The organism is Pseudarthrobacter sp. AB1 (genome assembly GCF_014926485.1).
GTDB lineage: Bacteria > Actinomycetota > Actinomycetes > Actinomycetales > Micrococcaceae > Arthrobacter.
The window spans coordinates 18,371-30,844 of sequence record NZ_PZKO01000008.1 but is presented as its reverse complement, the minus strand read 5'-3'; the positions used below and the strand labels follow the sequence as shown (position 1 = coordinate 30,844).

Annotated in this window: 13 protein-coding genes and 1 riboswitch; of the genes, 8 read left to right on the top strand and 5 right to left on the bottom strand. The window is 65.3% G+C overall.

Translation table 11 applies throughout. The features are described 5' to 3' along the window. The first annotated feature begins 12 nt into the window (after positions 1–12). Positions 13–1,224 (top strand): imidazolonepropionase, encoded by a 1,212-nt coding sequence (hutI, locus tag DAD99_RS02305; RefSeq protein WP_193340175.1) that lies wholly within the window; start codon positions 13–15, stop codon positions 1,222–1,224. A gap of 112 nt (positions 1,225–1,336) precedes the next feature. Next, a complete protein-coding gene (locus DAD99_RS02300) occupies positions 1,337–2,125 on the top strand; it encodes a DeoR/GlpR family DNA-binding transcription regulator (RefSeq protein WP_185263041.1) in 789 nt (262 codons plus the stop codon). A gap of 25 nt (positions 2,126–2,150) precedes the next feature. Here DAD99_RS02300 and DAD99_RS02295 read toward each other — a convergent pair whose 3' ends face one another. Then, entirely contained in the window at positions 2,151–2,831 is a 681-nt protein-coding gene (locus DAD99_RS02295) for a histidine phosphatase family protein (protein WP_193340174.1), read from the bottom strand. A gap of 100 nt (positions 2,832–2,931) precedes the next feature. Between DAD99_RS02295 and DAD99_RS02290 the strand changes: the two genes are divergently transcribed. Then, on the top strand, positions 2,932–3,711 hold the full coding sequence (locus DAD99_RS02290) for a CPBP family intramembrane glutamic endopeptidase (protein WP_193340173.1): 780 nt from the start codon (positions 2,932–2,934) through the stop codon (positions 3,709–3,711). Between the two features lie 124 nt (positions 3,712–3,835). On the opposite strand, the gene DAD99_RS02285 is transcribed toward DAD99_RS02290, so the two are convergent. Beyond that, positions 3,836–4,474: a VOC family protein gene (locus tag DAD99_RS02285; RefSeq protein WP_185263043.1), complete on the bottom strand. Its 639-nt coding sequence runs from the start codon at positions 4,472–4,474 to the stop codon at positions 3,836–3,838. A gap of 203 nt (positions 4,475–4,677) precedes the next feature. On the opposite strand from DAD99_RS02285, the gene DAD99_RS02280 reads away from it, so the two are divergent. After that, positions 4,678–6,030 carry a bifunctional o-acetylhomoserine/o-acetylserine sulfhydrylase gene (locus tag DAD99_RS02280; protein WP_193340172.1) on the top strand — a complete coding sequence of 451 codons (1,353 nt, stop codon included), beginning with the start codon at positions 4,678–4,680 and terminating at the stop codon, positions 6,028–6,030. A gap of 68 nt (positions 6,031–6,098) precedes the next feature. Next, a riboswitch (SAM riboswitch) is annotated at positions 6,099–6,213 on the top strand. A gap of 12 nt (positions 6,214–6,225) precedes the next feature. Then, on the top strand, positions 6,226–7,341 hold the full coding sequence (locus tag DAD99_RS02275; RefSeq protein ID WP_193340171.1) for a homoserine O-acetyltransferase: 1,116 nt from the start codon (positions 6,226–6,228) through the stop codon (positions 7,339–7,341). Positions 7,342–7,345: 4 nt separating this feature from the next. Here DAD99_RS02275 and DAD99_RS02270 read toward each other — a convergent pair whose 3' ends face one another. Both DAD99_RS02270 and DAD99_RS02265 read right to left on the bottom strand, forming a co-directional pair. Continuing rightward, complete coding sequence (locus DAD99_RS02270; protein ID WP_185263046.1) at positions 7,346–7,876, bottom strand: hypothetical protein; 531 nt, start codon at positions 7,874–7,876, stop codon at positions 7,346–7,348. A gap of 138 nt (positions 7,877–8,014) precedes the next feature. Then, positions 8,015–8,863 carry an SGNH/GDSL hydrolase family protein gene (locus DAD99_RS02265; protein ID WP_193340327.1) on the bottom strand — a complete coding sequence of 283 codons (849 nt, stop codon included), beginning with the start codon at positions 8,861–8,863 and terminating at the stop codon, positions 8,015–8,017. Positions 8,864–8,958: 95 nt separating this feature from the next. Here DAD99_RS02265 and DAD99_RS02260 point away from each other — a divergent pair, with 95 nt between their 5' ends. Then, complete coding sequence (locus DAD99_RS02260) at positions 8,959–9,609, top strand: alpha/beta hydrolase (RefSeq protein WP_193340170.1); 651 nt, start codon at positions 8,959–8,961, stop codon at positions 9,607–9,609. A gap of 51 nt (positions 9,610–9,660) precedes the next feature. Here the strand turns inward: DAD99_RS02260 and DAD99_RS02255 are convergent, their stop codons facing one another. Continuing rightward, complete coding sequence (locus DAD99_RS02255) at positions 9,661–9,894, bottom strand: RNA-binding S4 domain-containing protein (RefSeq protein ID WP_111906389.1); 234 nt, start codon at positions 9,892–9,894, stop codon at positions 9,661–9,663. A 33-nt stretch (positions 9,895–9,927) separates the two neighbouring features. Between DAD99_RS02255 and DAD99_RS02250 the strand changes: the two genes are divergently transcribed. Together DAD99_RS02250 and DAD99_RS02245 are read left to right on the top strand one after the other, a co-directional pair. Beyond that, a complete protein-coding gene (locus DAD99_RS02250; RefSeq protein ID WP_193340169.1) occupies positions 9,928–10,953 on the top strand; it encodes a DMT family transporter in 1,026 nt (341 codons plus the stop codon). Between the two features lie 133 nt (positions 10,954–11,086). Then, a complete protein-coding gene (locus DAD99_RS02245; RefSeq protein ID WP_185263049.1) occupies positions 11,087–12,472 on the top strand; it encodes a glycine--tRNA ligase in 1,386 nt (461 codons plus the stop codon). The last annotated feature ends 2 nt before the right edge of the window (positions 12,473–12,474 follow it).

Sequence of the window (12,474 nt, the reverse complement as noted above, 5' to 3'; positions counted from 1 at the left end):
ACAATGGAACCCATGAGCACCCTGATCACCAACATCGCCGAACTGATGACCCAGGACCTGGATCACCGCGTCCTAAAAAAGGCCGCCGTGGTGATCGAGGGCGAACGGATCGCCTGGCTCGGCTCCGCCGCGGATGCGCCGGCGGCCGATGACGCCGTGGACGCCGGCGGCCGGGCCGTTTTGCCGGGCTGGGTGGATTCGCACACGCACCTGGTCTTTGCCGGCGACCGCACCGCGGAGTTCGAGGCGCGGATGGCAGGGGAGTCGTATTCGGCCGGTGGTATCGCCGTCACCATGGACGCCACCCGGCGCGCGTCCGATTTCGACCTCACCCGGCTGGCCATGGCGCGTGTGTCCGAGGCCGTGTCGCAGGGTACCACCTACCTCGAAACCAAGACGGGGTACGGGCTGGAAATTGAGCATGAGGCCCGGAGTGCCCGGATCGCCTCCACGGTCGCAGACGAAGTCACCTACCTGGGCGCCCACCTTGTCCCCGCGGGTACAGACGCGGAGGCCTACACCGATCTCGTCTGCGGGCCCATGCTTGACGCTGTCCGGCCCTACGTCCGGTGGGCGGACGTGTTCTGCGAGGAAGGCGCCTTCACTGCTGAACAGTCCCGCCGTGTGCTGGAGGCGTGCCGCGCCTCGGGACTGGGGATCCGTGTCCACGGCAACCAGCTCGGCGAGGGGCCCGGCGTGCAGCTGGCGGTGGAACTCGGGGCAGCCAGCGTGGACCACGTGAACTACCTGTCGGCCCGTGACGTCGCGGCGCTCGCGGAAAGCTGGTCCGGCTGGAATCCGGACAGCGGTACGGGTGACCGGGGCACCGTGGCAACCTGCCTACCCGCCTGCGATCTCTCCACCCGTCAGCCACTGGCCCCCGGGCGTGAACTTTTGGACGCAGGGGTGCAGGTGGCGCTGGCGTCCAATTGCAACCCGGGTACCTCGTACACCAGTTCCATGGCGTTCAACGTGGCGACGGCGGTGCTGCAGATGCGGCTCAGCGTCCACGAGGCGGTGCGTGCAGCAACCTATGGAGGCGCGCTGGCGCTGCACCGGGAGACAGGGCACGACGCCGACGGCGCACGGGCGGTGGGTTCGCTCGCCGTCGGGCACCGGGCAGACCTGCACATGCTCAACGCGCCCTCCGCCACGCACCTCGCCTACCGCCCGGGTATGCCGCTCACGTACGCTGTGTGGCGGGCCGGTGCGCGGGCGCGCTAACCGGGGCCACCTATTTATGATTGCGATGTGATCATTTGGGCCTGTTATGATCAGATAACGTCATGTTCTGGTGACTGTTTCACGCCGATTTGTCTGACGCTGAGAGGCTCCCATGACCCGCACTGACCGCCTGACGGCCATTCTGGACATCCTCGCCAAGACCGGCCAGGTGGAGGTGGAGGAGATTGTCACGCAGCTTGCGGTCTCGCCGGCCACGGCACGGCGTGATCTGGACAGCCTGGCCAAGCGACGGCTGCTGACCCGCACCCGGGGCGGAGCCACCACCGGCGCCTTGGCCTACGACCTTCCTGGACGGTACAACCGTGACGACCACGCCGAAGCCAAGGAACAGATCGCCCAGGCCGCCGCCGCCCTGATTTTTCCCGGCGCGGTGATCGGGCTGTGCGGCGGCACCACCAGTACGGCCTTGGCGCAGATCCTGGCCACGCGCGAGGACCTCAACGCTCCCGGGCACCAGTCCACCCTGACGGTGGTCACTAACGCCATCAACATCGCTGCGCAGTTGGCTGTCCGCCCCAACATCAAGGTCATGGTGACCGGCGGCATCCTGAACCCCCGCTCGTACGAACTGGTGGGACCGTACACCGACATCATTATGCAGAAGGTGGTCATGGACATCGCCTTCATCGGCGTGAACGGCATCGACCCCGAGGTCGGTCCCACCAATACGGGGGAGGGCGAAGCGTCAGTCAATGCCCTGCTGGCCAGCCGGGCCCGGATCTCGTACGTGCTGGCCGACTCCTCCAAGGTGGGCGTCAGAGCCTTTGCCACCATGGATGGCTACGCGTTCACCCGCCTGATCACCGATTCCGGTATCTCCGCCGAGGACAAGGCGGCGTTCGAAGCCAATGGCACCGAAGTGATTGTGGCCCCGCACTAAGCGCACTAGGCACCGGCAACAAACCCTAGAAGATCATCGGCGGCGCGTCCAGGACGGTCTCGTCCACGCGGCGGTCCACCCACTGGCTGAACGGAACGTCGAGTTCGTACTTGCCCAGGTCCGTTTGCAGAAGCGTCCGCACCGCGGCATTGTCCGGATTGTTTAGGGATTCGAAATACTCCACCGACCAGTGGAACCAGCGCATGCAGAACAGCCGCATGGTGAGCCCGTGGGTTACCAGCAAGGTGTTGGGGGCGTAGTCCGGTTTGGACCAGTGGCGGTAGAGCGTCTCCATAAAAGAAGAGATCCGGTCGTAAACGTCGGAGCCGGATTCGCCTTCCCTGAACCGGTAGAAGAAATGGCCGTAGGCGTTGCGGAGTTCCTTCTGGTCCTCGATGTCGCCGGTGATCTGGAAATTGGCCCAGTCCTGCTCACGGAGGCGCGGTTCTTCGATGACCCGTTCCGTGAGACTGCCAAGGTTGAGCGCCTCCAGTGTCTGGTGCGCCCGAAGGTAGGGGGAAACGTAGACGCAGACCTGGCGCCCGTCCAGCTCGCGGCGGATCCGTTCGCCGGCAGCCGTGGCCTGCGCCAGGCCCTGGGGCGTCAGCGGAATCCGGTAGTCCGGGACCCTGTTGTAGATGGACGTATCGACATTGGCCGCGGACTGGCCGTGCCGGATCATGAAGATTTTCCCTGGCGCGCTCATAAGCTTCAAGCATAGGTCCCGCCGCCGGCGCAGGGCCTCTCCGCGACCCCGGGCCGTCGGGAATCAGCGGAGAACCAGAAACTACAGGCAAAATGGAACCATGTTGGTTCCCTCCCGCCGACGGCTGCGGATCGAAGTCTGGATTGTGCTGGGTCTTTCCCTGGGGCAGTCCGCCGTCTACTCGGTGGTGCAGCTGCTGGACAAGATGACCCGGGCCCCGCTGGCCGAAGGCACGTCCACGCTGAACCGGTCACAGAGCCCGCGCGAATACTTCGACCTTACATACCAGCTGCTGGACATCATTTTCGCCCTGGTGCCCGTGCTGCTGGTTATCTACTTCCTCACGGACCAGCGGCAATCCAGTGCCGGCGTGAGCTCCCAGGGCGGTTCGGCTTTCCGGAAGCTGGGCTTCAACTTCGCCCGGCCGGGCCGTGACCTGCTGCAGGGCTTTAGCCTGGCGGCGCTGATCGGGATCCCGTCACTGGGCCTCTACGCGGCGGGGCGTGCGCTGGGGATTACCACGGCCATCATCCCCAGCGCACTCGACTCATACTGGTGGACAATTCCCGTCCTGATTCTTTCGGCGCTGCGGCACGCCGTGGTGGAGGAAGTCATCGTGGTGGGCTACCTCCTGGACCGCTTCGGCAAGTTCGGCTGGAGCGTGCCCCTGGCCATCTTCGCCAGCTCGATGCTCCGCGGCAGCTACCACCTGTACCAGGGCTTCGGGCCGTTCATCGGCAACGCCGTGATGGGTGTGGTGTTCGCTTGGCTCTACACGAAGACCAAACGGGTGATGCCGCTGGTCATCGCGCACGCGCTGCTGGACATCGTGGCGTTCGTTGGCTTCAGCCTCTTTGGCCGGGCCGTGGGGCTGGGGTAAGAGGTCCGTTGTTCCAGTGCCGCACTGGTGCACTGAATCCGGCCCGGCTTAAAGGGATTCGGCCGCCATCGGTGGGTGGCATCATTGGCACCCGCTGATGGCGGCCGAAGCTTTGAACGTGCAATCAGATGGTGACTGCACCGGTGGCGGTTTCGAAGGTCACCGACAGGATGCCCGGTGTTCCATGCGGCGCCACCCAGTCAACGGCGACGTCCTCCAGGGGCTTCTCGACGGGTTCACCCAGCCATTCCGTCACGCGTGCGGCGGAACCGGCTATGGTCAGGCAGCTCATCTTGACGTTGCTCTCATAGGCATTTGACGGGTGCAGGGCGGGATCGCCCTCCCACTTGAGCATGTACGGGACCTGCGGGTCTGCGATCAGGCCCAGGATGCCGATCTGCTTCCAGACCAGCTCGCGGCCGTCCGGGAACTTGCGGTTGCCGTTGACTGCGGCACGGCCCAGCCGGTCTTCGAACGGAGCGAGGTCGTCCACTTCGACGCACCAGCCCATCCAGCCGCCGCCGGCTTCGGACCTGGCCCGGACAGCTTGCCCGAAGGGTGCCTTGTCCGATGCCGGGTGGTTCAGGACCTCCACAACTTCCAGGTATTTGTGGCCGGCGAGGGGAATAATCATGTTCCGGGTTCCAAACCGGGGGTGCACCCCGCCCTTCACGGCTTCAACGCCGAGGGCGGACGAAATACGTTCGGTGGTGGCAACGAGGCCATCTTGTTCACAGGCGTAAGAGACGTGATCCATGCGCATGCCATCATCTTGGCACTTTGTGATCCGGCTCTCAGCTAAGGGTAGCCTTACCGGAATCCTCTGCGTCACGAGTGGACATTCCGCCGGAAAGCGGGAGGAGACCGGCCGGCTGACCACCTTCGTCACAATCCTGTTCCCGTCTGGGAAAGTCTTCCTACACTGAACGCAACCGAGCTGTGCCACACCACGTCAAGGAGCATTGAATGTCGAACGCATGGTCTTTCGAAACCCGCCAGATCCACGCTGGCCAGGAACCGGACAGCGCCACCGGCGCGAGGGCGCTCCCGATTTACCAGACGACGTCGTTCGTCTTCCCGAGCGCGGAAAGCGCCGCCAACCGGTTTGCCCTCGCGGAGCTCGCGCCGATCTACACTAGAATCGGCAACCCCACGCAGGATGCCGTGGAACAGCGGATTGCCAGCCTTGAGGGCGGGGTCGCTGCCCTGCTGCTGAGCTCGGGACAGGCCGCTGAAGCCTTTGCCATCCTGAACATCGCCGAAGCCGGGGATCACATCGTGGCCAGCCCCAGCCTGTACGGCGGGACGTACAACCTCCTGGCGCACACCCTCAAGAAGTTCGGCATATCCGTCACGTTTGTGGCTGACCCGGACAACCTCGACCAGTGGCGCGATGCCGTCCAGCCCAACACCAAGCTCTTCTTCGGCGAAGTGGTCTCCAACCCGCGTCAGGACGTGCTGGACATTGAAGGCGTGTCCGAGGTAGCTCACGAGGCCGGCGTTCCCCTGATTGTGGACAACACGCTGTCCACCCCCTACCTCATCCGCCCGCTCGAATGGGGCGCGGACATTGTGGTCCACTCCGCCACCAAGTATCTGGGCGGGCATGGCTCGGCCATAGCCGGGGTGATTGTGGACTCGGGGAACTTCGACTTCGGCGCGGAGCCGGAACGGTTCCCGGGCTTCAGCACCCCGGACCCCACCTACAACGGGCTGGTGTATGCCCGGGACCTTGGGGCCGGCGGAGCCCTCGGTGCCAACCTGTCCTACATCCTTAAGGCCCGGGTGCAGCTTCTGCGCGACCTCGGCTCGGCAGTGTCACCGTTCAACGCATTCCTCATCGCCCAGGGCCTGGAGACCCTGAGCCTGCGGGTGGAGCGTCACGTGGCCAATGCAATGGACGTTGCCCAGTGGCTTGAGGCAAGGGACGACGTCGAATCCGTCGCCTATGCAGGGCTGTCCTCCAGCCCCTGGTATGAGCGCGGCCGCAAATACGGCCCCAAAGGCACCGGTGCGGTGGTCTCATTCAACCTTGCCGGCGGCGCGGAGGCCGGGAAGCGCTTCGTGGATGCCTTGGAACTGCACTCCCACGTTGCGAACATCGGGGACGTCCGTTCACTGGTGATCCACCCGGCATCAACCACGCACAGCCAGCTCTCGCCGGAGCAGCAGGTCATCGCTGGGGTCACGCCGGGACTTGTCCGCCTGTCCGTGGGCATCGAACACATTGATGACATCATGGCCGACCTGGAGGCCGGGTTCCGGGCGGCCAAGGGTGCGGCGGACCCTAACAAAGACGCGGCGGCCCCGCAGGAGTAGGGCTTCCGCGAAGTCACAACCAGTCACACGCTTAGCAATAGACCGGGGCTGTTCGTACACTCGAAGCAGGTCATGAGTGCCAGCGACAGCCCCGGCTTGCTGGCCGGCAACCCTCTTTTGCGGCGGGGTGCCCCGGGTGAGGACCTGGCCTGCCGGTCAATTGACGGTGGGCAAGCGCATAGAAAAGGTCCTTCCATGACGATTACGATTTCCCGTACTGCAGCCCCCGGAAACGGCGTGGTCCGTTACGCCAGCGTCGGCGGACTTGAGCTCGAAGCCGGCGGTTTCCTCCCGGATGTCACCCTTGGCTATGAAACGTGGGGAACCCTCAACGCGGACGGCTCCAACGCCGTCCTGATTGAACACGCCCTGACCGGCAGCACGCACGTGACGCGCGGCGACAGCGACGAGCCCGGCTGGTGGGAGCAACTGGCCGGACCAGGTGCGCCGGTGGACACCGACCGGTTCTTTGTGGTCTCCATCAACATTGTGGGTGGCTGTTACGGCTCCACCGGGCCATCCTCGGTTGCCCCCGACGGCAAGCCATGGGGGTCGCGGTTTCCTTTGGTAACGCTGCGGGACACCACGGCGGCTGAGGCCAGGCTGGCTGACCAGCTGGGCATCCCGAGCTGGTACGCCGTGCTGGGCGGTTCCATGGGCGGCGCGCGGGCATTGGAATGGGCGGTCACCTACCCGGAACGGGTCCAGCGGTGCGCAGTTATCTCGATCGGTGCCGCCAGCACGGCCGAACAGATCGCGTTCGCCCAGGCGCAGACGCTCGCCATCCGCCAGGACAGCAATTTTAACGACGGCGACTATTATGGCGGTCCGCTGCCGGAGGACGGGCTGGCCCTGGCACGGCGCATTGCGCACATCACCTATCGCTCCGCAGCGGAATTCGATGGGCGCTTCGGCCGGTCGGCCCAGCACCCGGAATCGCCGTTCCAGGCGGCAGCGCTGGGGGAGCGGGGCCGCTACCAGGTGGAAAGCTATCTGGACCACCAAGGCAAAAAGCTGGTGCGGCGCTTTGATGCCAACAGCTACATCGCCATCACCGACGCCCTTATGAGCCACGACGTCTGCCGCGGGCGGGGTTCCCTGGACGAGGCCTTGGGCCGGGCTACCGCCAGGTTCTTCGTGGCCGCCGTGGACAGTGACCGGCTGTATTTCCCGTCCCAGTCCCGTGAACTGGCTGACGCGCTCCCGGGTGACGTGGACGTGCACGTCATTGAGGCTCCGATCGGCCACGACGGCTTCCTGACCGAGATTGGCCAGCTGGGCCGCCAGCTCCGGAATACGTTCCTGATCTAAGCAGTTAGCCGTTCATGATGTCGGAGCGGCGCTTCATATACTCCTCCATGGCCAGCTCGCCGCTGCTGTACTGCTGGTCGAGTTCGGCCAGTTTCCGGGCCCGGTATCCCTGCGGGCCCGACGGCGGCAGGGGAATGCCAGGGGCGGCAGGCTGCTTCGGTGCTTCCGCGCGCTGATCCGGCACCGACTGGCCGGTGGGCTGCGGCTGGCCGTACGGCGGGAACTGCTGGTCCGCGGAAGGAATCGGCTGCATGGGCGGCAGCGGCTGGCTCGGCGGCAGGGGCTGCGGGCTCATGATCTGGCGGAAGCCGCCACTCATGTAATCCTGCTGCGTGTAGCCGTCACGGGGCTGTTTATTCTGCGGCCCGGGATACTGTTCGCTGCCTGGGTACTGCCCGCCGCCTGGAAACTGTTCGGGGTAGCGACCGGAAAAGCTCTGCTCCTGGTTCCGTTTGTTGACGGACTTCCGGTACATCCGCATCGCCATCGGTACCACGAACGACAGAATGATGATCCAGAAAAACAAGCTGTTCACGGTGTAGCGCCTCTCATATGTGTCCTTCCAGCTTAACCCCGGAGCTCACACGCACGGCCGGGATCCCCAGAAAGGCTCCATGCCGGTCCACGGCATCCTGCACGGCATCGCTGTTCCCTGGGACACGCCGGACCGCCGCTAGCGACGGGCGTCGGTGGTGCCCAGGGGCCCCTCACCGGATCCCAACGGAACGCCAGGGCCGAACACTGGGCCCGGCGTCGGACGTTTTGCGGTGATGCCGTCGCCGGAAGAGCGGTGGCGCAGCCGCCGCACCACCCACGGGACAAAGTACTCACGGGCCCACACCAGGTCTTCGGAGCGGGCTGCCCGCCACGTGCGGACGGGCAGGGGCTTGGGCCGGAGTGGTTCGAGGGTGTGGTCCACGTTCAGCGAATCCAGCACCATGGCGGCGATGGTGTGGTGTCCCAATGGCGAAAAGTGCAGGCGGTCCTCGTCCCACATCTGCGGATCGTTCAGCTGCTTGAGCGACCACATGTCAGCGATGATGGCGTCATGGCGGGCGGCCACGGTGCGCAGGTTCTCGTTGTAGATGGCCACCTTGCTGCGGATCCGTCCCAGGACCGAGGAACCGGTATCCGGGCCGTTGAACAGCACCACCGTGGCACCGCCCATGGCCAGGATCTGGACAACTGAATCAAGTTTTTCGGCGAGGGCGTCGGGGTCTCCGCCGGGCCTGATGAGATCGTTGCCGCCGGCGGAAAGGGTTATCAGGTCCGGCTTCAGCGCCAGGCACGGAGCGAGCTGCTGGTCCACGATCTGCTGCAGGAGCCGGCCGCGGACGGCCAGGTTGGCGTAGGCGAAGTCCGACTGGCCCCGGCCCAGTTCCTCGGCCACCCGGTCAGCCCAGCCGCGGAATCCGCCGGGGCTGGTTGGGTCGGGGTCGCCGATGCCCTCGGTGAATGAATCTCCCATCGCTACATAGCGGCTCCAGGGGTGGGCTTCCGTGGCCCTGGGTGGGCTCTGCATGGCTTTCGCGTCATTCACGGTCCTATCCTGCCTCCTCCCTCACAAGCTACGCCACCGTAGGTAGTTACCACCGGGTAACTGTAAGAATGGAAACCATGACTGACGCCCAAGTATTTCCCGCTCCTGTTGTTCTGTGGTCCCGGCCGGAGGACCAACGCTCCGGGAAGCCGCTGCTGGTGCTGCTGCACGGCTACGGCGCCAACGAACAGGACCTGCTGAGCCTGGCGGATATGCTTCCCGAGGATTTTGTTGTTGCCTCACTCCGGGCACCCCTGGTGACCGGCCCCGGGTTTACGTGGTTCCCCCTGACGGCCTCCATCGAATACACGCTCGACGCCGTCAAGGCCGCAGCCATGTACGTGCAGGACTGGATTGACACCGTCAAAGCCGACCACCCGACGGTGACGCTGCTCGGCTTTTCCATGGGAATGGCCATGGCCACCACGCTGCTCCGGCAGCGCCCCGCTGACTACGCCGCCGTCGTCGGGCTTTCCGGTTTTGTGGTCAACGCGGACGGCGACCCCGCCTTCAAGGACGGCGAACTGGACGGCACAGTGCCGCTCTTCTGGGGCCGGGACCAGCAGGACCCGGTGATCACTGCCGACAAGATCGACTACACCATGGGCTGGGTGCGTGGGCACGTCAAGCTCACCAAGGTGCTGTATGCGGGCATGTGGCACGGCATCAACCAGCAGGAAATCGGGCACGTCTCCGAGTTTCTGACGCACGAGGTGCTGAACAAATAAGCGTACGACGACGGCGGCCGGCGGCTCAGTGCCGCCGGCCGCTGACGTTCGTCAGGCTTCGGGGGCCACGACCTTCACGGTCTGCCCGTTGACGGTGACCGTGTCGCCGTTGTGCAGCTGGCGTCCGCGGCGGTCATCGATCGCGCCGTTGACCTTGACGAGGCCGTTTTTGATCAGCTCAGCGGCTTCCACACCGTCCTCCACAAGGCTGGCGAGCTTCAGGAGCTGGCCAAGACGGATCATGCTGTCGCGGATGGGGATCTCTTGAATGTCCTGGTTGCTCATACAAGTAATAATGCCTGACGTAAGGTGAATCCAATGACCCACACCCCCCGGCTGCCGCGGTTCGCGGGGCTCCCGCTGGCCGTTGTCGCGGGACTGGCCATTCCCGTCCAGGGCCGGATCAACGGTGCGCTCGGCGTCCGGCTCAACGACGGCATCGCCGCGGCCGTGGTGGGTTTCAGCACCGGCCTGGTGCTGATGATCCTGATGTCCCTGATCCTGCCCAGCGGCCGCGCCGGTCTCGCCAGGATCCTGCCGGCGGTCCGGACCCGGGCCTTCCCGCCCGGGTATGTCCTGGCCGGCGGCATCGGCGCCCTTTTTGTCTTCGCGCAGTCCTTCACCGTGGGCATCCTGGGCGTGGCACTCTTTACCGTCGCCGCCGTGACCGGGCAGACCCTGAGCGGGCTGCTGGTGGACCGGCTGGGCATCGGACCGGCCGGCAAGCGGGCGGTGACTCCCCTGCGGGTCATCGGGTGCGTGCTGACGGTGGCCGCCGTCGCCTGGGCGGTTTCGCCGCGGTTGGCCGGCCCGCCGGGTTCCCCGGGGGCATCCGCGGACGGAGCCGGCGGCCTGGAAACCTTGGTCCTGCCGCTGATCCTGCCTGTCCTGGCCGGGTTCCTGATGAGTTTCCAACAGGCTATGAACGGGACGGCGACGGTCCACTACGGTTCGCCCATCGCCGCTACGCTGGTGAACTTCGTGGCCGGCGCGGTGTTCCTGTGGATTGCCTTGGCCATCAAGGTGGCCGTTTTTGGGCCGGGCAATCCGTTGCCGGCGGAGTGGTGGTATTACCTGGGCGGGCCCATGGGCTGCGTGTTCATCGGCCTGGGTGCGCTGCTGGTCCGCAGCCTGGGAGTGCTGGTGACCGGGCTCGGCATGATCGCCGGACAACTCCTGGGATCCCTGGGGCTGGACCTGCTGGTGCCGGCCCCGGGGAGCATCGTGGCCCCGGCCACCGTCCTGGGCACACTGCTGACGCTGGCCGCCATCGTCCTGGCCACCCTGCCGTGGCCGCGGGGCGCCTTCCGGAGGCAGGCAGTTTCCGGAGGCAGTGGCCGGTAGGCTAGGACACGCAGTTCTCTGCATCTTGTTCCTTCGCCCGCCCCGCCCGCACCCAGCGGTGATGCACCCACGTGCAGCGGGGCCAGATACCCGCGGACCGCACCCAGCGGCCCTGTAGAAATTGGAGTCCACCATGGCAGCAAAATCCGTACTCGACCAGGTCATTTCCCTTTCCAAGCGAAGGGGCTTTGTGTTCCAGGCCGGTGAAATCTACGGAGGCTCGCGCTCTGCCTGGGACTACGGACCCCTCGGTGCCGAGCTGAAGGAAAACATCAAGCGCCAGTGGTGGCAGTCCATGGTCCGCGGCCGCGAGGACGTGGTGGGCCTGGATTCCTCGGTCATCCTGCCCCGCCAGGTCTGGGAAGCCTCCGGCCACGTTGACGTCTTCTCGGACCCGCTCGTTGAGTGCCTCTCCTGCCATAAGCGCTACCGTGCCGACCACCTCGAAGAAGAGTACGAGGAAAAGAAGGGCCGCCCCGCCGAGAACGGCCTCAAGGACATTGCCTGCGTCAACTGCGGCACCCGCGGCGAATGGACCGAACCCCAGGAATTCTCCGGCCTGCTCAAGACGTTCCTCGGCCCGGTGGCCAACGAGGAAGGCATGCACTACCTGCGCCCCGAAACGGCCCAGGGCATTTTTGTGAACTTCAGCAACGTGCTTACCACGTCCCGCAAGAAGCCGCCGTTCGGCATTGGCCAGATCGGCAAGTCCTTCCGCAACGAGATCACACCGGGCAACTTCATCTTCCGCACCCGTGAATTCGAGCAGATGGAAATGGAGTTCTTCGTCGAGCCCGGCACGGACGAAGAGTGGCACGAGTACTGGATGAAAGAGCGTATGTCCTGGTACACCGGCCTGGGCATCCGTGAAGAGAACCTGCGCTTCTTCGAACACCCGCTGGAAAAGCTGAGCCACTACTCCAAGGGCACCACGGACATCGAATACCGCTTCGGCTTCCAGGGCTCCGAATGGGGCGAACTCGAAGGCATCGCCAACCGCACCGACTTCGACCTCTCCACGCACTCCAAGGCTTCCGGCCAGGACCTGAGCTACTTCAACCAGGCCACCAATGAGCGCTACACCCCGTACGTGATCGAGCCGGCCGCCGGCCTGACCCGTTCCTTCATGGCGTTCCTGGTGGATGCGTACACCGAAGATGAGGCACCCAACGCCAAGGGCGGCGTAGACGTCCGTACCGTCCTGCGCCTCGACCCGCGACTGGCCCCCGTCAAGGCCGCGGTGCTGCCGCTGAGCCGCAACGAGGACCTCTCGCCGAAGGCCAAGGACCTGGGCGCGCAGCTGCGCAAGAACTGGAACATCGACTTCGACGACGCCGGCGCGATCGGCCGCCGCTACCGCCGCCAGGATGAGATCGGCACCCCGTTCTGCATCACCGTGGACTTTGACACACTTGAGGACCAGGCAGTGACCATCCGCGAACGCGACACCATGAGCCAGGAACGCGTCTCGCTGGACAAGGTGGAAGGCTACCTGGCCGCCCGCCTGATCGGCGCCTGAGC